The sequence below is a fragment of the Glutamicibacter sp. NPDC055354 genome (genome assembly GCF_053644955.1).
In genome coordinates this window covers 738,711-761,780 of sequence record NZ_JBSHMB010000001.1, presented here as the reverse complement: position 1 = coordinate 761,780, position 23,070 = coordinate 738,711, and the positions used below count along the sequence as shown (strand labels likewise).

Here is a 23,070-nt window from a genome sequence, read left to right as displayed (position 1 = left end):
AGTATGAGTGAAAGTGCCACCAAAACAATTTCAGCCATTACCTCGCCCCACCAACTGCCTCAAGCCAAGCGCTTAGTGGTCAAAGTTGGATCCAGCTCGCTGACCACGGTCAGCGGCGGGATATCCCACGAGCGGTTGAAGTTCCTGGTGGACACTCTCGCTGAAACTGTCGACAACGGTACCGAGGTCATTCTTGTATCCTCAGGTGCCATTGCCGCCGGTCTGGCCCCGCTCGGGTTGGCCAAGCGTCCCAAGGACCTTGCCACCCAGCAGGCCGCGGCGGCCGTAGGCCAGGGTCTGCTGCTGGCGCAGTACACCCAGCTTTTCGATGAGTACGACCAGCGCGTAGGCCAGGTGCTGCTCACCGCCGACGACCTGATGCGCCGCTCTTCCTACACCAACGCGCTGCGCTCCCTGGTTCGCTTGCTGAACCTGGGCGTGCTGCCCATCGTGAACGAAAATGACGCGGTCGCCACCCGCGAAATCCGCTTCGGCGACAACGACCGCCTCGCCTCGCTTGTGGCCCACCTGGTCAAGGCCGACGCGCTGCTGCTCTTCTCCGACGTGGACTCGGTCTACGACGCGCACCCTGATGACGGCGGCAGCCGCATCACCACCATCGAGCACCCCGACGAACTCGAAGCGGTGGACCTGGGCACCCCGGGGGCAGCCGGAGTCGGCACCGGCGGCATGATCACCAAAGTCGATGCCGCGACCCTGAGCTCCTCGGCGGGCATTCCTACCCTGGTGACCAGCACCGACAATGCCGCCAAGGCGCTGCGCGGACAGGATGTAGGCACCTGGTTCGCCGCCCGCAACTCCCGCCGTTCGGCCCGCGACGTCTGGCTGGCCTACCTGGCTTCCATCGAAGGCAAGCTGATCCTGGATGCCGGCGCAGTCAAGGCCATCGAAAAGGGAACCAACTCGCTGCTGGCAGCCGGCATTACCGCCGTCCGCGGGGAATTCGAGGCTGGTGACGCCGTAGAGATCTGCGACGCGGAAGGAACCCCCTTCGCTCGCGGGCTGGTGAACTTCAGCTCCCATGAACTGCCCGAGATGCTCGGACACAACACCACGGATCTGGTTGAAGAGCTGGGCGAAGGTTACGACAGATCAGTAGTGCATGTTGACGACCTAGCTTTGATCGAACCCATTTTCTAGAATGAGGAGCATGAGTATGGATGCCGTAAACACCGAAGAAACGACCACCGACGTCACCACCTCGGTCCACCAGCTGGCCGACCGTGCACGCCGCGCCGCACGGATCCTCAAGCGCGCCAACCGCGACTGGAAGGACCGCGCCCTCGCGGCCATGGCTTCGCGCATCGACCAGAACCGTGCGATGATCCTGCGCGCCAACGAGAAGGACCTGGCTGCCGGCCGCGCCAATGGCACCTCCGAGGCCCTGCTGGACCGGTTGAAGCTCGATGGCAAGCGCATCGACGGCTTGATTTCCGCGCTGCATGAACTCGCTGGCCTGCCCGACCCGGTCGGTCGCGTGGTGCGCGGGGAAACCCTGCCCAACGGCCTGCGCATGCGCCAGGTCAACGTCCCGCTGGGCGTCATCGGCACCATCTACGAAGCGCGTCCGAACGTCACCGTGGACATCGCCGGCCTGGCGCTCAAGAGCGGCAACTCGGTGCTGCTGCGTGGCGGTTCGGCGGCGCTGAACTCCAACCAGGCGCTGGTCGCGGTGATCCGCGACGCACTGGAGTCCGTCTCCCTGCCCCGCGACATCGTGATCTCGGTCGACGAATTCGGCCGCGCCGGTGCCGACGCCATGATGGGAGCGCGCGGAAAGATCGACGTGCTCATCCCGCGTGGCGGCCGCGAGCTGATCCAGCGCGTGGTCACCACCGCCAAGGTCCCGGTAATCGAAACCGGCGAAGGCAACGTGCACATCTTCCTCGACGCGAGCGCCGACGAGGAAATGGCCGTCGATATCCTGCTCAACGCGAAAACCCACCGCCCCAGCGTCTGCAACACCGTGGAGACCCTGCTGGTCCACAAGGATGCCGCTGTGGCCCCGGCAGTGCTGCAGGCCCTGGCCGCAGCCGGCGTGAGATTGCACACGGACGACCGAGCCGCCGCGCTGGTTCCGCAGCTGCCGACCATCCCGGCGGGGGAGGATGACTGGCGCAACGAGTACCTGGACTTGGATATCGCGGTGAAGGTCGTCGATGGCATGGACCAGGCCCTGGAGCACATCCGCGCCTACTCCACCGGCCATACCGAGGCGATCATCACCTCCACGCTGGCTGCTTCCGAGCGGTTCGTGGCGGAGATCGACTCGGCCGCGGTGATTGTCAACGCCTCGACCCGGTTCACCGACGGCGGGCAGCTGGGCCTGGGCGCAGAAGTGGGCATCTCAACCCAGAAGATGCACGCTCGCGGCCCGATGGGCCTGGCCGAACTGACCACGACCAAGTGGATCGTCCAGGGCGACGGGCACATTCGCAAATAGTTTCTGACCGCCCTTTTCGGTACGATGTAGAAGAAACGTACCGTTACTTTTCGAGCTACTGATCCAGCCGCCCAGGTTGCTGGCTTAGCGAACTCGTGAAAACGACTGGAGAATTATCTTGAACGCGCTGATTTTGGCTTCAGAAGCCGCTTCCACCGGCATGGATCCTCACACTTTCGCTGTGATCGTCGGTGGTGGCATCTTCGCAGCACTGATGGTCCTGCTGCTGATTACCGTTTCCTACACCAACGTAGGCAACCGCCACGAGGCAAAGCCTGAACCAGAGGACACCCACCGCCAGTTCAAGACTCACGTACCACATAGCCACTAGTCTTGGCAGAGCAAAAGCCTCAAGACCGCCCATTGCGCCTCGGCGTGATGGGCGGTACTTTTGACCCCATCCACAATGGCCACTTGGTCGCTGCCAGCGAGGTAGCCGCCGAGTACGGCCTGGATGAGGTCGTTTTCGTGCCCACCGGCCAGCCGTGGCAGAAGGCCGATCGCCAGGTCACCAGCGCTGAGCACCGCTACCTGATGACCGTGATCGCCACCGCGTCGAACCCGCGCTTCACCGTAAGCCGGGTCGACGTCGACCGCGAAGGCGCCACCTACACGCGTGACACCTTGCTCGATCTGCGCGCCTTGCGCCCGGATGCGGAGCTCTTCTTCATTACCGGTGCCGATGCGATGAGCCAGATCATGAGCTGGCGCGACATCGACCAGGTCTTCGACCTCGCCCACTTCGTTGGCGTGAGCCGCCCTGGCTATGTCATCGCGGATGTGGGTCGCGACAATGTCTCGCAATTGGAAATTCCGGCACTGGCAATTTCCTCTACCGATTGCCGGGAGCGTGTCGCCGCCGACAAGCCGGTTTGGTATCTTGTGCCGGACGGTGTGGTGCAGTACATTGCAAAATATGGGCTGTATACCGAGTCGTAACCTCACATAAGGTGGGGTAGCACGGCATAATCTCTAGGTAAGGGTGACGGTATTTGTCTATGCGGTCGGGAGAAGTATCAGGATGAGCGATAACTCGCAGCCGGTTTCAAGCAGGCGAGCTCTGCGCGAAAAACGACGTGCTGAGATGGAAGCTTTGCTGGCCAACAGCAAGGCCGAGCAGGCAGCCAAGGAGCACGCGTCGAAAAGCGCGGAAAAGGCCGAGGATTCGGCGAAGCCAGCGAAATCTGACGCGACCCCAAAGGCCAAGCCGGCACCCAAGGCAGAGCCAGCCAAACCAGCTCCAGCCAAGCCGCAGCCGGCCAAGCCTGCACCCAAGCCAGAGCCGGCAAAACCAGCTCCAGCCAAGCCGCAGCCGGCCAAGCCAGCCGCCAAGGCCGCAGGTGCCAGGCCAGAAACGGCCAAGCCGGCTGGAGCCCCAGCCAAGGCTCCCAGCGCAAAGCCTGCAGCTGAGCCAGCTAGCGCACCACAGTCCGAAGAGTCCCTGGGTGAACGGGCGTCGTTGCGCCGTGCCCGTGACCGCGAGGCCTTGCGCGAGCGTCGTCGACTGGAAGAAGAGGTCGGCGCGCTGACCACTAATATTCCAACGGTCGCCCCCGCGGAGGAACCTAAGCCGCTGACCCGCCGTCAACTGCGCCTCCAGGCGCTGGCAGACCAAGGCAAGGCCGAGCCGAAGGCCCCGGCCGCCAAGAAGCCTGCGCCCAAGGAAGACGCCCCGGAGACTACGGTCATGAGCGTCGAGCAGGCGCTAGCCGCCCGCCGTGCCCACGCGCCGAAGACCCCGGTCGATCCAAACCTGCTGGGGGAGGACGACTCCGAGATCGATCTCGAAGTGCTCGCCCACCAGCGTGAAATGGCAGCCCGCGCGGCCATCATTTCCCGCCGTGCCGCGGAACGTGAACGCCTGCGCATCCAGAATGCCAACCAGGGCAAGGACGACAAGGCCTCCGATCCTTTCACCGGCGCCATGGGCAACATTCGCGAGGTCGAGGACCGCATCGCCAAAACCGGCGTGCAAGGGCCCAAGACCCAGAGTGTTTCGCTGGACTTCAACGCCGGCGGCAAGCTCAGCTCCAAGAAGGACGAAGCGGCACCAGCAGCCAAGAAGCCTATGGCCAAGCCGGCGCCCAAACCCGCAGCGAAGGCCCCCGCCAAGCCTGCGGCCAAGGCACCGGCCAAGCCTGCAGCCAAGCCAGTTGCAAAACCAGCCGCTAAGCCTGCGCCAAAGGCGCCGGCGGATCAGAAGGCTGAAACCCATACGGCCCAACCGGCCCCGGACGTTGACATGCCACGCATCGATGCGGTCAATGCACAGGGCTTGCAGCCACTTGACGTGCAGGCGCACGGCCTCCGCCGCGCCAATAACATGCTGATCGCGATGATCGTCGCCCTCAGCGTGGGCGGTGCAGCATTGATTGCTGGCTTGATCATGTTGCTTGGCAACTAGTTTTCGTAGGACAATTAGGTTCTCGATCTACACCTCTATAAGGAGACACTCCACTCTATGGGAGCACACGCAGAATCAATTGCCCTCGTGAAAGTTGCCGCGCACGCGGCTTCCGAGAAGATGGCAGAAAACATGGTCGCGCTGGACGTTGCCGACCGCTTGGGCGTCACCGACGCTTTCTTGATTGTCTCTGGTGGATCAGAACCTCAGGTGAACGCAATCGTCGATGAAATCGTCGCTGAGGTGCTCGACGAGTACAGCATGCGTCCGATTCGCCGTGAAGGCTTCGGCCAGGGCCGCTGGGTCCTGCTGGACTACGGCGACGTAGTCGTCCACGTTCAGCACCAGGAAGACCGCATCTTCTACGCGCTCGAACGCCTGTGGGCCGACTGCCCAGTCATCGAGCTGCCTGAGGAACTTTCTGAAAACCAGAAGTAACCCTCAATTTGCATCCTGATCAGGTAGTCATCTATGATTATGGAGTTGCCTGATCAGGGCAGCAATCCTTTTGGGGGTATGGCGCAGTTGGTAGCGCGTCTGCATGGCATGCAGAAGGTCAGGGGTTCGAATCCCCTTACCTCCACAAATTAAAATCCTGAAATTTCGGTTTATCCGAGATTTCAGGATTTTTTGTTTTCCACAAACCGTGTTGCCCACCGCCGGTGCCCGCGATGCCCACGGCATGCTGTATCCCATGAGCACAGTGACGGCACAAGCACTATCGAATCTGGTCGAGGCGGGCAAGCTAATCGCCTTGGCTACTTCGATCCTGTCCGGCGACGTACCGGCCGGCCACGCTGCGATATTCGCGCTGTATGTCGAGGAAATCAACCAAAAGCTCAGTCGGGCACAGATCCACGCAGCTCATGCCCTACGCCGCACCGGTGCACACAAACTTGATCAGGCCTCCTTCCAAGCGATCAGCGATGCTGGTGTCGATCCCACGCTGGAACAACTTGAAGCCGCCGAAGGACATGCCACTACCGGGCGCACCCATTTCAAAGACGCCAAAGGCATGATGACCGACTGGCTGAATATTCCGCGCGGCACTGCAGGAACTCGGCTAGTCCAAGCCGACTGCCTGCTAGGTGGTGTCGATCAAGCAGGGCAACCGGTAGAGCCGTGGCTCCCGGAGCTAGCCGCGCAATTCGAAGCCCCGAATGTGGACCCGCGATTGGTAGCTTCTACGGCCTTGAAGCTGCATTCGGCACGTAATGATTTCGGCGACGATGAAACCGGCCAGGCGGAGAAAGCGCGATTGGAAGCAGAATCAGTCGCTTTCCTGCGCTCAGAACCCAAATCGGCTCGTAAGCACATCAATGACTTGGTGGCTCAGGTGAAAGCCGGCAAACGCCCGCTGAAAGCTCTGCTGGAGCGCATTGGCATCTTCAAGAAGGGCATGCGCCAGGGCCTGATCGAGTATACGCTTCGTGTGTTGCCCTCCCAGGCGGCGTATATCGAGGCCTACTTCGCGCAACTGGACAATCCTGCCACCGTGGCCGGGAACAGGGACGGCTTGAAAGACGCCGAGGCTCAATTCACGGGCCAGCAGGACTCCGGTTGGGACGATGCGGAGTCCAAACCGGACTGGGCAAAAGACGATCCGGTGGCGGACGAAGAAACCGAAGACGATAGTCCGCCGGCAGACAACAACGAACAAGTTTCGGAGACCTCGGATGACGAGGAAGAATGTTGCCGGCCGGGGGATCCTGAAGAACGTAATACTGAATCAGCTACCAATGGTGCAGTCACTCCATGGGAGGATTTGAAGCCCGAGCGACGCCGTTTAGTTGGATTCATGGCAATGCTGATGAGTGACAGGACGAGCACCAGTGACCCGCCGGGTCAACGTGCTGGGTTGGTCGCACCGCAGGTGAGCATCATTCTGAATTGGGACAAGATGCAAGAGCAAGCACAAGACTTCGCGGTCACCAGCAGTGGGATGTCCTTGTCTGCTGGTGAAGTCAGAACTGCGCTGTGCAATGCCGGAGTGTATCCGGTAGTGCTCAATGGCCAGAGCCTGCCCCTCGACTTAGGCCGGACGCAACGACTGTATTCGAAGTCCCAGCGCCGTGCGATCCGAGCCGCCTACCGGGGCTGTTCCTATCCTGGATGCAGCATGCCCGTAGAACGGTGCGAAATTGATCATCTGGACGCGTGGGAAAAGGGTGGACGAACGGATATCAAGTCTGCCGGGTTGAATTGCCTGATACACCACACTGCCCGGCATTGCGGGTTGTTCCACGCGGTGAAGATTCCGGAGAGCAGGCCGATGGTATTGCTTTCACCAGAATTGGATCCGGAACAGAAATTGCGGATCAATACGTATTTCATGACTCCCGCAGAGGCATTGGAAGCTGAAGCGTTGGCGGATGAAACGACAGCGAAGTGGCGCGCGGGGGAGCTGGACGTAGAAATCGTCGAACCTTGAGATCCCCCTAGCAAGATTCAGCCGCCGACGAGCGGAGGACCGTTTCAGCGCCGATATTCTCGCCGGAGTTGCGATACTTGAATGAACGAAGATCATTCAGGAGCAATATGTCACGTGTTCAACGCCGGGCTGCGAATTCCCGACCATTTTTCGGTACCCAGAATTCGTCGCATACCTCGATGGCTGTTCGCTATATTGATGATGGCAACGTGGAATCCGCTCCGGAAGGCACGAGCGCGGCCGATGCGCTGGCGTTCGGCCAGACTGGTGATCAGCGCATTGCTTTGTCCTTGTATCCCACACCAGATGAAGCTGACATCCACGATCTCACCGAGGCGTGGGAACTGCATCCAGTGCTGGCCGAAGACCTCGTGCACGCCCGCCAGCGGCCTAAACTCGAACGCTACGGCGAGGTGCTCCTACTGGTAGTTCGCTCAGCGTTGTACCTCGATGAATCCGAAGAAGTCGAGCTGTCCGAGTTCCACATCCTGATGCGCAAAGGCGCTGTGGCGGTGCTCTGCCAGGACCACCGGTGGATCGACGGCACAGACGGCGAGGAATTCGTCGAGTCAATCAGGAACGGCAAGCTTCGCAAGGACCAGGTGCTGCTCAAAGACCCGGAGCTGCTCCGGTTGGGCGCCGAAGCAGTGCTGTACCGGATACTTGATGCGATTGTTGATGGATACGCCCCCGTGCTCCACGGCCTGGGGATCGACAAGGAGCAGATCGAACGGCAAGTCTTCAGTGGCGATGCCGCAGTCACCGAACGCATTTATCGCCTCAGCCAAGAAGTGATCGACATGCAGCATGCGACCGCGTCATTGCTGGAGGTCGTGCAATCGCTCGACGACGGGTTCAAGAAGTACCCGGTGCCCGCTGAGCTGGAAACCTACCTGCAGGATGTCACTGACCACCTCACCCGCGCGCATACCCAAGCCGTGGAATACCGGGATGCGCTATCGCAGATCTTGAGCGTCAATTCCACCCTCGTAGCCCAGCGCCAAAACGAGGACATGAAGAAGATTTCCGGTTGGGCAGCGATCCTCTTCGCCCCGACCTTGATTGCAGCGATTTACGGGATGAACTTCGAGAACATGCCAGAACTGCATTGGACCTTCGGCTACCCGATTGCGGCCGGCCTCATGCTGGGATTTGCTGCCGCACTATATGGTGTATTCAAATGGCGCAAGTGGTTCTGAGCGGAAAGATTCCAGGGGAGACATTGACGGCGAAAATCGACTTCAAGAAGTCGCTGGACAGCTATCGGTCCGTGGCCGGGCAGTTCCGTGTCCTGCAGCTGCCAGCGATGCACTACCTGATGTTCGATGGATCAGGTGACCCGAATACCAGCAACTTGTACCAGCAAGCCCTGCAAACCTTGTATCCGGTGGCCTACAAACTCAAATTCGCGAGCAAGGCGCAGGGCAAGGACTATGTCGTCCCGCCGCTGGAAGGCTTGTGGTGGGCCGAGGACATGGCGGTCTTTACCGAACGGAGAGACAAGGAACAGTGGAGCTGGACCATGATGCTGATGGTCCCGGCGTGGATCAACGAGGACGACTACGCGACGGCTCTGGAAACCGCCCAGGCGAAGAAGCCGTTGCCTTGCCCTGGGCGCATCCGGTTCCAGTCGCTTGCTGAAGGCCAATGCGTGCAGACGCTGCACATTGGCCCCTACGATGCAGAAGCCGAAATCCTGGCCGCGATGCACCACGAATTCATACCCGGCCAGGGACTGCGCATGACTGGCAAGCACCACGAGATCTACCTCGGCGACCCTCGTAAGGTGGCACCGGAAAAGCTTCGCACGATCCTGCGCCAACCCGTTGAGCCCAACTAGCGAGAGGAAAATAGATGGAACTGGCACCCCAGAGCACAGTTGCCCAAGTGCAACAGGCACTGGCCGAGCTCGAAGACCCCAAGTACCGCGCGGTCAATGAGAAGCACGGCGATGATTTCGGCGTGAATCTAGGCAAGCTCCGCGCCTTGGCCAAGTCGTTGAAGAGCAACCAGGAGCTTGCCGAGGAACTCTGGGCCACCGGCGAAACCGCAACCCGGCTGGTCGCGCTGCTGATCGCCAAACCACGGAGCTTTACCTTGGAGCAGCTGCAGGTGTGGAGCCAAGGCGCCAGCACTCCCAAGGTCCAAGCATGGTTCCTGAGCTACATCGTCAAGAAATCCAAGCTGCTCGAGGAGCTCCGCCTGCTGCTCATGAGCCAGAGCGACCCGGTACAGCTGGCTGCCGGCTGGGAGCTGACTGCCCACCAGGTAGTCAAGGCCCCGGAACTGCTGGACCTGGAACAGCTGCTTGACACGATCGAAGCCCGAATGAGCGCCGCACCGGATCGCCTGCAGTGGGCGATGAATACGACCCTGGCGCACATCGGCATCGAGCATGAGCATTTGCGCCGACGTGCCCTGGCCATCGGCGAGACCTTGCAGGTGCTGGCGGACTACCCGACCTCCGCCGGGTGCATTTCACCATTCGCTCCCATATGGATCACCGAAATGGCCAAAAGAAAAGCCTAGGTCCAGCAATCGCTGGACCTAGGCTTCCGGGAGCTAGGCGTCCGCCGGTTCCTCGCGCTTATCGCGCAGCGCGATCTTGGAGATCACCCAGATCACGGCGGTCAGCCCGCCGGTGAGCAGCAGCTGGGTGCGCGCCGCGGGATCAGTCATCGCGATGGCGACAATCGCCGCAAGGACGATGATCGTAGCGATCGACAGGCCCGGGAAACCCCACAGCCGCAACGGCAGATGCCCGCCATCGCGGTCCGCGCGGCGACGCAGGATCAGCTGCGTCACGGCAATGAACGCCCAGATGAAGATGATGGTCGAACCCACCACGTTCAGCAAGATCGGCATCACAGCCTCGGGCCAGATCCAGTTCAGGCCCACGGCCAGGAAGGAGAAGGCCACGGAGGCGATCACGGCCTTCGACGGCACGCCCTTGCCGGTCACGTGGGTGACGGCGCTCGGGGCGAGCTTGCGCTGGCCCAGCGAGTACAGCATGCGCGAGGAACCGTAGATATTCGCGTTCATCGCCGAAAGCAAGGCGACCACGACCACGGCGTTCATCAAGAAGCCCACGCCTGGAATGTGCATGACATCCAGTGCAGCCGCAAATGGGCCGTCCACGATCGCCGGATCATTCCAGGGCACCAGGGCGACAATGACCAGGATCGAGCCGAGGTAGAAGAACAGGATACGCATCATCACGGATTTGACCACGCGCTTGATGTTGCCGGCCGGGTCCTTGGACTCGGCGGCCGCGATGGACACCACCTCGGTACCGCCGAAGGAGAAGATGACGATCAGGACTGCGGCGGCGATGCCGGCCATGCCACCGGGGGCGAAGCCGCCATGGGCGGCCAGATTGGCGAAGCCAACTGGTTCCGGCGTCGGGATCACCCGGGTCAGCACCAAGGCGCCGAAGACCAGGAACGCGATGATCGCAGCCACCTTGATCACGGCAAACCAGTATTCGAAACGGCCGTAATTCCTTACGCCGAGCAGATTCGCTCCGGTCAGGACCACCACGAAGCCGAGCACCCATGCCCACTGCGGGAAGGCCGGAACCCAGCCGGCAGTAATAGCCGCGGCCCCGGTAGCCTCGGCAGCGATCACCACGACCAGCTGGATCCAGTAGAGCCAGCCCAGGGTGGACCCTGCGCTGCGCCCCATGGCTTGGCCAGCGAAGGTGGAGAACGCGCCGGAGGACGGATTGGCGGCTACCATCTCCGCGAGCATGGCCATGATCACGATGATCACGGTTCCAGCGATCAGGTAGGAGACCAGCACTGCCGGACCAGCGATGGAAATGGCCTGGCCGGAGCCGACGAACAGGCCAGCGCCGATCGCGCCGCCCAGGCCCATCATGGAGATCTGGCGCCGGGTCAGCCCGGTATGCAGCTGCTCGGGGGCTTTGACTGCGCTCACGCGGTGGCCTCCTGGACGGACAGGGCCGCGAGCACGCGATCGACGTCGTGTGCGGTACCGGAGGAAATCCTCAACCCGTCTCCGGGGAAGGCGCGAACCACTACACCGCCGGCGGCGAGCTTGGCTTCAAGCTGTTCGGTTGACTCTCCGGCATCCACCCAGACGAAGTTCGCCTGCGACTTCACGACCGGGTACCCGGCAGCGGCCAGGCCCTCGTACATCCGCTCGCGCTGGGTGACGACTTCCTCGATGCGCAGCGACAGCTCGCCGATGGCGGCCAGCGAGGCCACCGCCGCGCGCTGTGCCAAGTCGGAGACGCCAAATGGCACGGCCACCTTGCGCAGGTTCCCGGCAACTTCCAGCGGGCTGATGGCGTACCCGACGCGCAGGCCAGCCAGGCCGTAGGCCTTGGAGAAGGTGTGCAGCACGGCCACATGCGGGTACTTGCGGAACAGCTCGATGCCATCGGCCCGCACGGCCGAGCGGTCGAAGTGCACGTAGGCTTCGTCGACGACGACCAGCACGTTGCGCGGCACGGCATTGATGAACTCATCCAGCGCGCGGGCCTCCACCACCGTGCCGGTCGGGTTGTTCGGGTTGCAGATGAAGACCAATCGGGTCTTATCGGTGATCGCGGCCAGCATGGCGGGCAGATCGTGGCGGCTATCGGCATCCAGGGGCACCTCGACCGGGGTTGCGCCGGCGATCCGCACCAGCGAAGGATACGCCTCGAAGGAGCGCCACGCGTAGATGACTTCGTCGCCCTCGGCGGCAACCGCATGGATGATCTGGGCCGCGACCTCGACCGAGCCCGCGCCCAGGGTGATGTGCTCCGCCGGGACGCCGAACTGCGAGCTGAGGGCGCCGGTCAATTCGGGCGCCGCGATGCTCGGGTAGCGGTGGATCGTGGCCAGGCCCTCCTGGATGCTGGACAGCACCGAGGGCAGCGGGCTATGCGGGGATTCGTTGGATGAGAGCTTGGAGGCTCCAGCGGCTGCGGGCTTGCCCTGCTTGTAAGCGGGCACTTCCTGCAAGGAGGGGCGCTGGTGAAGGGTCATGAGTTTCCTCTCTGACTGCCAGAGCTGCACGAGGTTGGCAATCGTTCGTATGGCAAAGCCGTGGTGCGTGGTCAGCGGTGGCCCTGCTCATATCCTCGCGTGTCGCGATTCACAAGCATCGACTGTAGGTTGAATGAATCTGCCGGCGCAATCGCAAACTCTGTTTCTATGCAGGCTGCATAGCAATCGCCGCCAATCAACCCATTTTACTAGTCAATCTGCCCAGTGTTTTCCACTTCTGCCTCGGCCCTAGCGCACGCTGCGACCAGTGGCAGTGTCCTTCCCTGGAAATGCTCGTGCAGGGCGAAGGAGGATGAGGTCCTTGCCACACCCGGCACCTTGTTGATGCGGTTGAAAATCGCCTGCAGGTCCTCGGGGGTCCGGGCCACAACGCGCAGCTGCAAGTCCGAACTGCCGGTCACGGTGTACATGTCGAGGATTTCCGGGATGGATTCCTCCAATGCGCTCGCGACCGGATCGTGCCCGTAGCGCTGGATGATCTCCACCTGGCAGAACGCGACCAGCGTGTACCCGAACCCCGCAGGCTTGACCCGCGGGACGATGCCCTGGATGACGCCAGCCTCGTGGAGCCGGGCCAGCCGGCTGCTGATCGTGCCGCGGGCGACACCCAAGCGCCGGGCGCACTCCATCACCGGAAGCATCGGCGATTCGGTGAGCAGTTCGATCAAATCCGCGTCCAGGCGGTCAATGCGCACGGTCGTCCTTTCGACGAGTCGGTCCAATGATCCAAGGCTAGCGGTGTTTGCTGGGCGCGCTCGATGAAAATGAGCCAAGTGTAATCCGCGCCACAGGCTAGGCTGTTGCCATACTGATCCTCAAGGAGTTCACTGATGGGCAAGACACCTCTCCAGTCGGTAGCCGGTTTGCACGTCCTTGTCACCGGGGCCGCGCAGGGCATGGGTTTGCTTTTCGCCAGGCAGGCTTGCCTCGAGGGCGCGGCACGGGTGGTCATCTGGGACATCGACGCGGCCAAGCTCGACGCGGCTGCCGAGGAGCTGCGCCAGCTCGGCGGCACTGTCGAGACCCATGTGGTGGACCTTGCCGACCAGAGCCAAATCCAGCGCTACGCCGCCACGGCGGTGGAGGGCGGGGGAATCGACGTGCTGGTCAACAACGCCGGGGTGGTCACCGGCACCTCCTTCGCGAAGCACAGCACCGCGCAAATCACCGCGGCCATGCATGTGAACGCGCTCGCCCCGATGTACTTGACCCACGCCCTGCTTCCGCAGCTGGGCCGACGGGGCAAGGGCCGGGTGCTGACCATCGCCTCGGCGGCCGCGCTGGTGTCCAACCCGAATATGAGCGTCTACGCGGCCTCCAAGGCCGCGGCCCTGTCCTTCAGCGATTCGCTGCGGCTGGAGCTGGAAGGCAACGACCAGATCGCCGTGAGCACCATTTGCCCGACCTATATCAGCACCGGCATGTTCGCGGGCGCCAAGCCGTTGCTGCTGACCCCGATCCTGGAGCCGGAAGTCGTGGTGGACCGGGCGTGGCGGGCGATGCTTGCCGGCACGCCGCTGGTGCTGATGCCGTGGACCAGCAAGCTGGGCCAGCTGCTGCGCGGCGTGCTGCCGCGACCGGCCTGGGATTTCGTGGCCGGCAAGGTTATCGGCGTATACCGCTCGATGGACGAGTTCACCGGGCGAACAACGCGGGACGAGCAGATGAATCGGGGCTGAAAGTTCGCTGGCCCATCTGTTGCTGGAGGGCCCTGCGGGGTAGCTTTGGAGCATCGCCCAGCTAGGAGGACCGTCATGCAAAAGCTCACCGTCAATTTATGGATGCAAGGCACTGCAGAGGAAGCGGGGGAATTCTATGCCCGCGCCCTGCCGGAGGCAAAAACCGAAGTCGAATCGCGCTATCCCACCGAGGGCCTGCTGGAATTCCAGGAACCCTTCGCCGGCAAGGCGCTGACCGTTTCGCTGTGGGTGCGGGGAACCAAGATCACGCTGATCAACGCGGGCCAGGAATTCATGCCCAATCCGGCGATCTCGATCATCGTGGTCTTCAACGCCGGCCAGCGCGAGTCCCTCGATGCCACCTGGGCCGCGCTGCTGGAGGGCGGCACGGCGCTGATGCCGCTGGACACCTACCCGTTCAGCGCGCGCTACGGCTGGGTGAACGACAAGTACGGTGTCTCCTGGCAGCTGATGGAGTCCGATGAGCCCGTTGAGCCGCGCGCCTCGGTCTTTCCTGCGCTGATGTTCGGCGGTGCGGCCCAGAACCGCGCGGTCGAGGCCATCGAGTACTACAGCCAGGTGCTCGGCGCGAAACTGGACAGCGCCTTCCCGTACGGGGAGCCGACCGAAGCCGCTACCGCCGAAGCGCTGATGTACGCCCAATTCACGCTCGGCGAGGATTGCGTTGCGGCCATGGATTCGGCCGTGCCACAGGACTTCACCTTCACTCCCGGCGTCTCGCTGGAATGGCCATGCGATGGTCAGGCGGAGATCGACCGCGTCTGGGAGGCGCTGTCCGCGGTGCCTGAAGCCGAGGCCTGCGGCTGGCTGACCGACAAATTCGGGGTGAGCTGGCAGATCGTGCCCTCGAACATGGGCGAGCTGATGGAGCGACCCGGCGCATTCGAGCATATGCTGAAGATGAAGAAACTGGTGATCAACGACTTCTGAGCGGGGAACGATGCAGAGCGCTGCACGGCGGGCGGTAGTGGCAGGAGCCAGCGGGTTCATTGGCGAACGGCTGATCGCGCAGCTGCGCGGGGCTGGATACCAGGTGGCGGTCATCGGCCGCGGCCGTACAGCGGATGCGCAGTGGGGCGATGGCCCGGCGCTGGCGGCACTCATCGATGGTGCAGAACTGCTGGTCAATCTGGCCGGGAAGAATGTCGGCTGCCGCTATCACGAGGCGGCGCGCAACGAGATCCTCGCCTCGCGCGTGGACACGACCCGCGCGCTGCACGAGGCAGTGTCCCAGGCCGCTGATCCGCCGGCCCTGTGGCTGAACGCGTCCACCGCGACCATCTACCGGCACAGCATGGATGCGCCGAACACCGAGGACGGCAGGATCGGCGAAGGGTTCTCGGTGGATGTGGCGCGCAACTGGGAACGCGAGTTCTTCCGCGGCGAGCTGCCCACGCGCCGGGTCGCCCTGCGCATGGCCATCGTGCTCGGCGACGGCCCGGCCACGCGCAAGCTGCTTGCCGTTGCACGGCTCGGGCTGGGCGGGGCGCAGCATGATAGCTGGTGGCCGGCGCATCGGCGCTACCGCGGCATCGGCCCGGATCCGAGCGGAGCCGAACGCAGCGGCTGGCACCGCACGCGCGGGAACCAGCGCTTCAGCTGGATCCACGTCGATGATGCGATCGGCGCGATCGGGCATATCATCGACCACCGCGAAATCACCGGCCCGGTCAACCTCAGCTCGCCGAACCCGGTTGCCAACCGGGCGCTGATGGCCTCGCTGCGCCGCGCCACCGGCGCGAAATTCGGGCTGCCCGCGTATCGTTGGATGCTGGAGCCGGCCATGTTCGTGCTGCGCGTGGAACCGGAAATGCTGCTCAAGTCCCGCTGGGCGCTGCCCGGGGTGCTGCAGGGGACCGGGTACGAGTTCCGCTGGCCGCACCTGGATGCGGCGCTGGATGACGTGGCCGGGAACCTGGCTGCGAAGCAAGCACTTTAAGGACGCGCATTGGCACCGAGAATCCGACGCTTCACCCTGCCCGAACTGGCCCCTGGCTACCGCGGGGATCTGGGCGATGACTACGTTGAACTGCTGCACTTCAGGGATTTCGATGAGCCGCTGGCGGCCGATGGCGCGCGGCTGGAGGAATGCCGTTTCAGCTCCGTGCAGATCGAGGCCTTGCGCAATGCCCGGCTGATCCAGTGCGAACTGGACCAATCCGGGGCTCCCGCCCTGCAAGCCGCTGGTGCATTCCTCAACGATGTGCGGGTGACCCACAGCCGCTTCGGGTCTGCGGATTTCGCCGAGGCCCAGCTCGATGGCGTGGTATTCGAGAACTGCAAATTCGGCTGGCTGAATTTGCGCGGTGCAACGGTGCGCGATGTGCTCTTCGTCAATTGCCAATTCGAGGAGATCGACCTGGGCGGGCAGATCCAGCGCCTGGGCTTCGTCGATTCGCGGGCCGGGCAAATTACCGCTGCCGGGGCGCAATTGCGCGAGGTCGACCTGCAAGGGCTGGACTTCGCCCAGGTTGAGGGGGTCGACGGGTTGCGCGGGGCACGGATCAGTGCGCTGCAGCTGAGCCCGCTCGCCGAGGCGATGGCCAGCCACCTGGGGATCAAGCTAGGGAGTTGATTTGCCCGTGGCCGGCGGCCAGCTGCTGCGCGGTTTCGGCCAGCAGCTGCGCCATGGCCGCGGCGGCTCGGGTCAATGAGACATCGCGCCGGTGCGCCAGCCCGATGGTGCGGGCCAGCGGTTCGCGCAAGGCAATGGAGCGCACTCCCGGAGCGTCCAGCGCCACGGTCGCCGGAACCACGGCGACTCCGAGCCCGCGCTGCACGAAGCGCAGCACCGCGTCCATCTCCCCGCCTTCCACGACGATATTGGGCACCAGGCCGGCGTTCTTGTAGGCCAAGGCGGTGCTGGCGCGCAGATCGTAGCTGTGCGAGAAGGCCAGCTGGGGCACCGGAGCCAACGCGCGCAAATCAAGCTCCTGGCCAGCCAGGTGCGGGTGCTCCAGTGCGTCGATGACCACCAATTCCTCTTCGAGCAGCGGCAGGTTCTCCAGATGGTTGTCGTTCACCGCATGCTCCGAGGTCACGATGAGCGCCAGATCCAGTGCGCCGCCGTCCAGCTGCTCCAGCAGCTTGTGCGAGCCCGCTTCGAAAATCTGCAGTTGCACCCCGGGGTAGCGGGTGCGGAAGATGGACAGCGCCTCGGCGACCAGCGACACGCACAGGGTAGGCGGGGCGCCCAGGCGCACCCGCCCGCGATGCAGCCCGGCCAGGTCGGCCATTTCGGTGCGGATGGACTCCTCGTCGGCCAGCATCCGGCGCGCACGGGGCAGCAATGCCTGCCCGGCGGCGGTGAGCGTGATGTTGCCGCGGGCCCGGTGGAACAGCTCGGAGCCCAGTTCCTGTTCCAGCGTGGCGATCTGCCGGCTGAGCGATGGCTGGGCCAGGTGCAGCTGCTCGGCGGCCCGGGTGAAGTGCCCCACTTCGGCGATGGCGGTGAAGCCGCGCAATTGCTCTAGGTTCATGGTGCATAGCCTACTGCTATCAACATCATGCCAATAATTCATTGGACGTATTCTGGGCGCGGGGTGATGCTGGAAACCATGAGAAACGAACAGCAGATATCCACCTCCGTACTGGTCATCGGCACCGGTGGTTCAGGCTTGCGCGCGGCCATCGAGCTGGCAGAATCGGGCACCGACGTGCTGGCCGTGGGCAAGCGCCCGCGCCACGACGCGCACACCGCGCTGGCCGCCGGCGGCATCAACGCCGCACTGGGCACGATGGACGCCGAGGACAGCTGGCAGCAGCACGCGGCGGACACCATCAAGGAAAGCTACTACCTGGCCGATCCGCGCACCGTGCAGGTGGTCGCCCAAGGCGCGGCCCGCGGCATCGAGGACCTGGAACGCTACGGCATGAACTTCGCCCGCGAAACCGACGGCCGGATCTCCCAGCGCTTCTTCGGTGCCCACAAATTCCGGCGCACCGCCTTCGCCGGGGACTACACCGGGCTGGAAATCCAGCGCACCCTGGTCCGCCGTGCGCAGCAGCTGCAGGTCCCGATCCTGGATTCGGTCTATATCACCGAGCTGCTGGTCGCCGAGGGGCGGATCTTCGGCGCCTACGGCTTCGACGTCAACGACGGCACCGGGTACCTGATCCATGCCGACGCGGTCATCCTGGCCGCCGGCGGCCACACCCGCATCTGGCGGCGCAGCAGCTCGCGGCGCGACGAGAACACCGGCGACGCCTTCCGCCTGGCCGTGGAGGCCGGTGCCCGGCTGCGCGATGCCGAGCTCGTACAATTCCACCCCTCGGGCATCATCGAACCCGAATCGGTGGCCGGGACCCTGGTCTCCGAGGCGGCCCGCGGCGAAGGCGGGATCCTGACCAACGCCCTGGGCGAACGCTTCATGGAGCGCTACGATCCCCAGCGCATGGAATTGTCCACCCGCGACCGGGTCGCCCTGGCCGCCTACACCGAGATCGCCGCCGGGCGCGGCACCGCCAAGGGCGGGGTCTGGCTGGATGTCTCGCACCTGCCCCGGGCCACCATCATGGAACGGCTGCCCCGGGTCTACCAGACGCTGCTCGAAGAGCAGATGCTGGACATCACCGAGCAGAAGATCGAGATCGCCCCGACGGCGCACTATTCCATGGGCGGGGTGCAGGTGGACCCGCTCACCCACGAGACGGCGGTCCCCGGCCTGTACGCGATCGGCGAAGCCTCCTCGGGCCTGCACGGGGCCAACCGGCTGGGCGGCAACTCGCTGATCGAGCTGCTGGTCTTCGGCCGGATCGTCGGGCAGGGAGCTGCCCGGTATTCGCGTGCGCTCACTGCCCAGCCGCGTTCGCAGGCGGCCATCGAGAAGGCGCGCGGGGAAGTGGACCGGCTGCTGGCCGCCGATGGGCAGGAAAATGTCCGGTCCCTGCAGCGGGCGATCCGCGACATCATGACCCAGCACGCCGGAGTCGTGCGCGAGGAGGCGGGGCTGAAGCTGGGGCTGGAGAAGCTGGCAGAGGTCGAAGCGCGGATGGCGCGGGTGGGCATCCACCCGGACATCGCCGGCTACCAGGACCTGTGCCACGCCTTCGACCTGAAGTCCTCGGCTCTGGCCGCGCGCGCCACCTTGGAGTCGGCGCTGGAGCGCCGGGAAACCCGCGGCTGCCATAACCGCAGCGACTATCCGCACACCGATCCGCAGCTGCAGGTGAACCTCATCTGGTCGCCTGAGGGCATCACCCGTGAGCCGATCCCCGAAGTGCCTGCGGAAGTGGCCGCGCTGATCACCGAGGTATCGCAGGCAGGCAAGCTCGTGGAGTAATGAACCGGTGCGAACTTGCCAAAGCCCGGCGGCTGCGCTGAAACTGAGCTCAGTGGGCGACCGGCCAGGCGTGGGTGCCCTTCGCGAGTGGAGGATGAGATGGCCCATGTGGGGCTCGTATTCGTAGGACTGATTCTGAGTGTGAATGCGCTGGTGGGGCTGGGCCGGATTCCGGCCCGCTCGGCGGCGGTGCTCAACCTGATGGTCGGCGCGCTGCAGATCATGTTGCCGACCTTGATACTCAGCCAGGCAGGCAGCGATATCGCACTGGTCAATGCCACCTGGCCCAGCTACCTGTTCGGGATGACCTATCTGCTGGTCGGGTTCAACACCCTGTCCGGTTTCGACCCGGCCACGCTGGGCTGGTTCAGCGCGTTCGTGGCCGCGATCGCGCTCTACAAGAGCGTGCTGTCCATCGGCCCGGACCCGCTGTTCGCGGTCATCTGGCTGGCCTGGGCGCTGATGTGGCTGGGCCTGTTCCTCTCCGACGGGCTGGGGCTGCGCCGGCTCGGCCCGGTCCAGGTGCCTGTGGCCACCGCATGGTTGATGCTCAGCGCCGGCATCCCGAGCAGCACTATCCCGGCGCTGTTCGCGCAGAACGAGCGGTGGTCCACGTCGCCGGCTGCGGGTTGGGCCGCCCTCTGCGTGCTGGCCGCGGCCGCCGGATTCAGCTGCTGGAAAGCCCGCAGCACCTGGCGCTCCATGCAGGAGGCAGCCTAGCGCTTGCGCTGCACCCGGGCCTCGTCCCAGACCGGCTCGTCGGACTCGTAGACGGTGCCGTCGGAGCCGAAGACCAGGAAGCGGTCGAAGCCGCGGGCGAACCAGCGGTCGTGGGTCACCGCCAGCACCGTGCCCTCGAACGCGTCGATGGCACGCTCCAGGGCTTCGCCCGAGTGCAGGTCCAGGTTGTCGGTGGGCTCATCGAGCAGCAGCAGGGTTGCCCCCGAGAGCTGCAGCAGCAGGATCTGGAAGCGCGCCTGCTGGCCTCCGGAGAGCGATTCGAACTTCTGCTCGGACTGCGCTGCCAGCCCGTAGCCATCCAGCGCTCCGGCCGCTGCCTCGCGCGGCATTCCGGAGCGGTGCTCGTCGCCGCGGTGCAGGATTTCGAGCAGGGTTCGGCCAAACAGGTCCGGGCGGCTGTGGGTCTGGGCGAAGTAGCCCGGGCGGATGCGCGCTCCCAGCTTCACCGTGCCGGCATGCGCCACCGGGGCGATCACCACATCGGAGACCGGCAGGTGCTCGCGCTCCGGATCGGATCCGCCGGAGGCCAGCAGGCGCAGGAAGTGCGACTTGCCCGAGCCGTTCGAACCCAGCACGCCCACCCGGTCGCCGAACCAGATTTCGGTATTGAAGGGCTTCATCAGGCCGGTCAGCTCGAGCTTTTCGGCCACGACCGCGCGCTTGGCGGTGCGCCCGCCCTTCAGCCGCATCTGCACGTTCTGCTCCAGCGGGATCGCCTGCGGCGGGCCGGCCTCCAGGAACTTCTCCAGCCGGGTGGTGGCCGCCTGGTAGCGGTTGGCCATGTCGGAGCGGAACGCGGCCTTGGTCTTGTACATGTTGACCAGTTCCTTGAGCTTGGCGTGCTCCTCGTCCCAGCGCTTGCGCAGCTCCTCGAAGCGCTCGTTGCGCTCCTTGCGGGCTTCCACATAGGAGCCGAACGCGCCGCCGTGCACCCAGGCGGTGGCCCCGCCGTGGCCCGGTTCCAGGGTCACGATGCGGGTGGCGGCGTTGTCCAGCAGCTCGCGGTCGTGGCTGATGAACAGCACGGTCTTGTTGGAGCGGGACATGATCTCTTCCAGCCAGCGCTTGCCGGGCACGTCAAGGTAGTTATCCGGCTCGTCGAGCAGCAGCAGTTCGTCGTTGCCTTCGAAGAGCGCTTCGAGGACCAGGCGCTTCTGCTCGCCGCCGGACAGGGTGCGCGCCAGCCGGTCCCGGGCCTTGTCGAACCCGATGCCCAAGGCGGCCATGCAGACCTTGTCCCAGGTGGTTTCCAGCTCGTAGCCGCCGGCGTCGCCCCACTCGATGATCGCCTCGGCGTAGCGCATGTGGACTTTCTCGTCCTCGCTGGTGAGCATCTTGGCTTCGTACTCGGCGACCTTGGCGGCGGCCTGGGCCAAAGCCGGTGCGGCGGTGGACAGCAGCAGGTCCTTCACCGTGGAGTCGTCGCGCACCTGCCCGACGAATTGGCGCATGATGCCCAGGGTGCCGGTGCGGTTGATGGAGCCTTCGTCGGCCTTCAGGTCTCCTGCGATGATCTTGAACAGGGTTGTCTTGCCGGTGCCGTTGGGTCCGATCAGCGCGGTCTTGGAGCCGGCGGTGACCTTGAAGGCCGCACCGCCCAGAAGCTGGGTGCCGTCGGAAAGGAAATACTGGATGTCTGTCACGTCTATATGGGCCACCTGGCAATCCTATCGGGTAGATTGCCGAACATGCAGATCACAGTAGAAATCTACGGAGCGCTCCATGCCTGCTGCCATTCAGCGTTTTCGGTAGGCGATCACGTGCGCTGGCAGCTGGCCCAGGTGCGCAATGGGCGCGGGGAAATTTCCTTCGAGCTCGATGACCACGGCACCTTCGATGGCACGGGGGTGCCCGTGGCAGCAGTCGCCGCCCGGGTGGTGCGCATCCAGTACCGGGATCATGAACGTGCGGCGAAGGCCGGGGGACTGGCAGGTGGCCCTGTCCCGGTGGTCGATACCCTGCATGTTCCCGAAGGCACGGATTTCGACCACGACTGGATCGTGGTGGGACTGGAAGTAGCGGATCCGAAGAGCCTTCCGCCGCTGGCCGACTGGGATGAGGGCGCGCCCCTGCCTGGTGGCGCGCCGCGCGGCGGCTAGTTGTACTTGTAGAACCCTTCGCCGGCCGCCGCGCCGAGCTTGCCCTGGTCGATGTACTGGGTCTTGAGCAGCTCGGCGAACTTCTGGCTGGTTGCATCGCCTGCACGGGAAATGTTGTAGGCGGTGTTCAGCCCCACGATGTCGTAGATCTCGAACGGCCCATGCGGTGCCCCGGTGCCCAGCTTCCAGGTCTTGTCGATGGTCTGCGCATCGGCGACCCCGTTGACGAGCAGGTGGCTGGCGGACTGCAGGAAGGGGACCAGCAGCGAGTTCAGCACGTAGCCCGGCTGCTCCTTGAGCACCCGGATCGCGACCAGCCCGGTACGCTCGGCGAAATCGACCACTGCTTCGTAGGCTTCGGGGGAGGTTGCTGGTGTGCCCATGACTTCGCCGGTGTTGTTGGACCAGATGTGGTTGGCATAGTGCAGGGCGAGGAATTGTCCGGGGCGGCCAGTGAATTCGGCGATATCCGAGGGCAGCAGGGTCGATGAATTGGTGGCGAATATGGCCTGTTCGGGGGCCAGCACGGCCAGCTTCCGGTAGGTCTGCGCCTTGATCTCCAGATTCTCGGGCACCGCCTCGATGACCAGGTCGGCCTCCCGCACCGCGTCGGCCAGATCGCTGGTCAGTTCGATGGACTCGCGGGCGGATTGGGCCTTCTGCGGGTTCCCGAAGTACTGGGCGTACTGCGCAACCAGGGCATCCAGCCGCTGGTTTGCGGCGGCCAGCGCTTGCTCGCTGATGTCGTAGCCGATGACAGGCAAGCCGTGGTAGGCGGTTTGGAAGATGATTTGTGCGCCGAGCACGCCAGTGCCCAGAACGGTGATGCGTTGCAGTTCCATGATTCTCCTTGGGGTACAGCTTCACTCTCCGCTTTTAGTTGCGCAATTTCAACTAAATGTGAGCGGGAGAACGCCCGACACCTGCTGGT

23 protein-coding genes and 1 tRNA gene are annotated in these 23,070 nt (G+C 64.0%); 18 read left to right on the top strand and 6 right to left on the bottom strand.

All coding sequences use genetic code 11. From position 1 onward, the window contains the following. The first annotated feature begins 3 nt into the window (after positions 1–3). The 11 genes from proB (at position 4) to ACWICV_RS03435 (ending at position 9,828) form a co-directional block, all read left to right on the top strand. Positions 4–1,161 (top strand): glutamate 5-kinase, encoded by a 1,158-nt coding sequence (proB, locus tag ACWICV_RS03485; protein WP_400288010.1) that lies wholly within the window; start codon positions 4–6, stop codon positions 1,159–1,161. A gap of 16 nt (positions 1,162–1,177) precedes the next feature. Next, positions 1,178–2,464 carry a glutamate-5-semialdehyde dehydrogenase gene (locus ACWICV_RS03480; RefSeq protein ID WP_332727761.1) on the top strand — a complete coding sequence of 429 codons (1,287 nt, stop codon included), beginning with the start codon at positions 1,178–1,180 and terminating at the stop codon, positions 2,462–2,464. 118 nt (positions 2,465–2,582) lie between these two features. Then, positions 2,583–2,795 carry a hypothetical protein gene (locus tag ACWICV_RS03475; RefSeq protein WP_105658498.1) on the top strand — a complete coding sequence of 71 codons (213 nt, stop codon included), beginning with the start codon at positions 2,583–2,585 and terminating at the stop codon, positions 2,793–2,795. Positions 2,796–2,797: 2 nt separating this feature from the next. Next, the gene (gene nadD, locus ACWICV_RS03470; RefSeq protein ID WP_105658499.1) at positions 2,798–3,403 is read left to right on the top strand and encodes a nicotinate-nucleotide adenylyltransferase; all 606 of its coding nucleotides are present in this window, start codon (positions 2,798–2,800) and stop codon (positions 3,401–3,403) included. Between the two features lie 82 nt (positions 3,404–3,485). Next, positions 3,486–4,868, top strand: coding sequence for a hypothetical protein (locus ACWICV_RS03465; RefSeq protein WP_332595295.1), 1,383 nt, complete (start codon positions 3,486–3,488; stop codon positions 4,866–4,868). Between the two features lie 57 nt (positions 4,869–4,925). Next, complete coding sequence (rsfS, locus tag ACWICV_RS03460) at positions 4,926–5,306, top strand: ribosome silencing factor (protein ID WP_105658500.1); 381 nt, start codon at positions 4,926–4,928, stop codon at positions 5,304–5,306. A gap of 72 nt (positions 5,307–5,378) precedes the next feature. Continuing rightward, a tRNA-Ala gene (locus tag ACWICV_RS03455) sits at positions 5,379–5,451 on the top strand. A 111-nt stretch (positions 5,452–5,562) separates the two neighbouring features. Next, complete coding sequence (locus ACWICV_RS03450) at positions 5,563–7,299, top strand: HNH endonuclease signature motif containing protein (RefSeq protein WP_332503153.1); 1,737 nt, start codon at positions 5,563–5,565, stop codon at positions 7,297–7,299. Positions 7,300–7,478: 179 nt separating this feature from the next. Then, the gene (locus ACWICV_RS03445; RefSeq protein ID WP_332488796.1) at positions 7,479–8,498 is read left to right on the top strand and encodes a magnesium and cobalt transport protein CorA; all 1,020 of its coding nucleotides are present in this window, start codon (positions 7,479–7,481) and stop codon (positions 8,496–8,498) included. Next, on the top strand, positions 8,480–9,139 hold the full coding sequence (locus ACWICV_RS03440; protein ID WP_332595112.1) for a GyrI-like domain-containing protein: 660 nt from the start codon (positions 8,480–8,482) through the stop codon (positions 9,137–9,139). The genes ACWICV_RS03445 and ACWICV_RS03440 overlap by 19 nt, the downstream gene beginning before the upstream one ends. Before the next feature lie 14 nt (positions 9,140–9,153). Then, entirely contained in the window at positions 9,154–9,828 is a 675-nt protein-coding gene (locus ACWICV_RS03435; protein WP_105658503.1) for a DNA alkylation repair protein, read from the top strand. Positions 9,829–9,861: 33 nt separating this feature from the next. On the opposite strand, the gene ACWICV_RS03430 is transcribed toward ACWICV_RS03435, so the two are convergent. The 3 genes from ACWICV_RS03430 to ACWICV_RS03420 all read right to left on the bottom strand — a co-directional run bounded on the left by ACWICV_RS03430 (position 9,862) and on the right by ACWICV_RS03420 (position 13,039). Next, entirely contained in the window at positions 9,862–11,238 is a 1,377-nt protein-coding gene (locus tag ACWICV_RS03430) for an amino acid permease (RefSeq protein WP_105658504.1), read from the bottom strand. After that, the gene (hisC, locus tag ACWICV_RS03425) at positions 11,235–12,296 is read right to left on the bottom strand and encodes a histidinol-phosphate transaminase (RefSeq protein WP_332499062.1); all 1,062 of its coding nucleotides are present in this window, start codon (positions 12,294–12,296) and stop codon (positions 11,235–11,237) included. The genes ACWICV_RS03430 and hisC overlap by 4 nt, the downstream gene beginning before the upstream one ends. Positions 12,297–12,505: 209 nt before the next feature. Next, complete coding sequence (locus ACWICV_RS03420) at positions 12,506–13,039, bottom strand: Lrp/AsnC family transcriptional regulator (protein WP_286172087.1); 534 nt, start codon at positions 13,037–13,039, stop codon at positions 12,506–12,508. Between the two features lie 108 nt (positions 13,040–13,147). On the opposite strand from ACWICV_RS03420, the gene ACWICV_RS03415 reads away from it, so the two are divergent. The 4 genes from ACWICV_RS03415 to ACWICV_RS03400 all read left to right on the top strand — a co-directional run bounded on the left by ACWICV_RS03415 (position 13,148) and on the right by ACWICV_RS03400 (position 16,592). Further along, positions 13,148–13,996, top strand: a complete 849-nt coding sequence (locus ACWICV_RS03415; protein WP_454090739.1) for an SDR family NAD(P)-dependent oxidoreductase — start codon at positions 13,148–13,150, stop codon at positions 13,994–13,996. Between the two features lie 75 nt (positions 13,997–14,071). Then, positions 14,072–14,947: a VOC family protein gene (locus ACWICV_RS03410; RefSeq protein ID WP_105661415.1), complete on the top strand. Its 876-nt coding sequence runs from the start codon at positions 14,072–14,074 to the stop codon at positions 14,945–14,947. Positions 14,948–14,957: 10 nt separating this feature from the next. Beyond that, positions 14,958–15,956, top strand: a complete 999-nt coding sequence (locus tag ACWICV_RS03405) for an epimerase (protein WP_105661414.1) — start codon at positions 14,958–14,960, stop codon at positions 15,954–15,956. A 9-nt stretch (positions 15,957–15,965) separates the two neighbouring features. Next, positions 15,966–16,592 carry a pentapeptide repeat-containing protein gene (locus tag ACWICV_RS03400; protein WP_454090740.1) on the top strand — a complete coding sequence of 209 codons (627 nt, stop codon included), beginning with the start codon at positions 15,966–15,968 and terminating at the stop codon, positions 16,590–16,592. On the opposite strand, the gene ACWICV_RS03395 is transcribed toward ACWICV_RS03400, so the two are convergent. Then, positions 16,576–17,496 carry a LysR family transcriptional regulator gene (locus ACWICV_RS03395; protein ID WP_105658510.1) on the bottom strand — a complete coding sequence of 307 codons (921 nt, stop codon included), beginning with the start codon at positions 17,494–17,496 and terminating at the stop codon, positions 16,576–16,578. The two genes, ACWICV_RS03400 and ACWICV_RS03395, sit on opposite strands and share 17 nt — an antisense overlap. Positions 17,497–17,574: 78 nt before the next feature. Between ACWICV_RS03395 and ACWICV_RS03390 the strand changes: the two genes are divergently transcribed. Both ACWICV_RS03390 and ACWICV_RS03385 read left to right on the top strand, forming a co-directional pair. Next, positions 17,575–19,299, top strand: a complete 1,725-nt coding sequence (locus ACWICV_RS03390; RefSeq protein ID WP_402473299.1) for an FAD-dependent oxidoreductase — start codon at positions 17,575–17,577, stop codon at positions 19,297–19,299. A 99-nt stretch (positions 19,300–19,398) separates the two neighbouring features. Continuing rightward, complete coding sequence (locus ACWICV_RS03385) at positions 19,399–20,019, top strand: AmiS/UreI family transporter (protein WP_454090741.1); 621 nt, start codon at positions 19,399–19,401, stop codon at positions 20,017–20,019. Here the strand turns inward: ACWICV_RS03385 and ACWICV_RS03380 are convergent. Next, positions 20,016–21,698 (bottom strand): ABC-F family ATP-binding cassette domain-containing protein, encoded by a 1,683-nt coding sequence (locus ACWICV_RS03380; RefSeq protein WP_402473296.1) that lies wholly within the window; start codon positions 21,696–21,698, stop codon positions 20,016–20,018. The two genes, ACWICV_RS03385 and ACWICV_RS03380, sit on opposite strands and share 4 nt — an antisense overlap. Positions 21,699–21,728: 30 nt before the next feature. On the opposite strand from ACWICV_RS03380, the gene ACWICV_RS03375 reads away from it, so the two are divergent. Next, positions 21,729–22,139 carry a hypothetical protein gene (locus ACWICV_RS03375; RefSeq protein WP_332595379.1) on the top strand — a complete coding sequence of 137 codons (411 nt, stop codon included), beginning with the start codon at positions 21,729–21,731 and terminating at the stop codon, positions 22,137–22,139. Here the strand turns inward: ACWICV_RS03375 and ACWICV_RS03370 are convergent. Then, the gene (locus tag ACWICV_RS03370) at positions 22,136–22,981 is read right to left on the bottom strand and encodes a 3-hydroxyacyl-CoA dehydrogenase (RefSeq protein ID WP_181148916.1); all 846 of its coding nucleotides are present in this window, start codon (positions 22,979–22,981) and stop codon (positions 22,136–22,138) included. The two genes, ACWICV_RS03375 and ACWICV_RS03370, sit on opposite strands and share 4 nt — an antisense overlap. Positions 22,982–23,070 lie beyond the last annotated feature (89 nt).

Coding starts and splice junctions, on each gene's coding strand:
- proB (WP_400288010.1), top strand. CDS start 4: ATGAGTGAAAGTGCCACCAAAACAATTTCAGCCATTACCTCGCCCCAC.
- ACWICV_RS03480 (WP_332727761.1), top strand. CDS start 1,178: ATGGATGCCGTAAACACCGAAGAAACGACCACCGACGTCACCACCTCG.
- ACWICV_RS03465 (WP_332595295.1), top strand. CDS start 3,486: ATGAGCGATAACTCGCAGCCGGTTTCAAGCAGGCGAGCTCTGCGCGAA.
- rsfS (WP_105658500.1), top strand. CDS start 4,926: ATGGGAGCACACGCAGAATCAATTGCCCTCGTGAAAGTTGCCGCGCAC.
- ACWICV_RS03450 (WP_332503153.1), top strand. CDS start 5,563: ATGAGCACAGTGACGGCACAAGCACTATCGAATCTGGTCGAGGCGGGC.
- ACWICV_RS03445 (WP_332488796.1), top strand. CDS start 7,479: ATGGCTGTTCGCTATATTGATGATGGCAACGTGGAATCCGCTCCGGAA.
- ACWICV_RS03440 (WP_332595112.1), top strand. CDS start 8,480: ATGGCGCAAGTGGTTCTGAGCGGAAAGATTCCAGGGGAGACATTGACG.
- ACWICV_RS03435 (WP_105658503.1), top strand. CDS start 9,154: ATGGAACTGGCACCCCAGAGCACAGTTGCCCAAGTGCAACAGGCACTG.
- hisC (WP_332499062.1), bottom strand. CDS start 12,296: ATGACCCTTCACCAGCGCCCCTCCTTGCAGGAAGTGCCCGCTTACAAG.
- ACWICV_RS03415 (WP_454090739.1), top strand. CDS start 13,148: ATGGGCAAGACACCTCTCCAGTCGGTAGCCGGTTTGCACGTCCTTGTC.
- ACWICV_RS03410 (WP_105661415.1), top strand. CDS start 14,072: ATGCAAAAGCTCACCGTCAATTTATGGATGCAAGGCACTGCAGAGGAA.
- ACWICV_RS03405 (WP_105661414.1), top strand. CDS start 14,958: ATGCAGAGCGCTGCACGGCGGGCGGTAGTGGCAGGAGCCAGCGGGTTC.
- ACWICV_RS03395 (WP_105658510.1), bottom strand. CDS start 17,496: ATGAACCTAGAGCAATTGCGCGGCTTCACCGCCATCGCCGAAGTGGGG.
- ACWICV_RS03390 (WP_402473299.1), top strand. CDS start 17,575: ATGAGAAACGAACAGCAGATATCCACCTCCGTACTGGTCATCGGCACC.
- ACWICV_RS03385 (WP_454090741.1), top strand. CDS start 19,399: ATGGCCCATGTGGGGCTCGTATTCGTAGGACTGATTCTGAGTGTGAAT.
- ACWICV_RS03375 (WP_332595379.1), top strand. CDS start 21,729: ATGCAGATCACAGTAGAAATCTACGGAGCGCTCCATGCCTGCTGCCAT.
- ACWICV_RS03370 (WP_181148916.1), bottom strand. CDS start 22,981: ATGGAACTGCAACGCATCACCGTTCTGGGCACTGGCGTGCTCGGCGCA.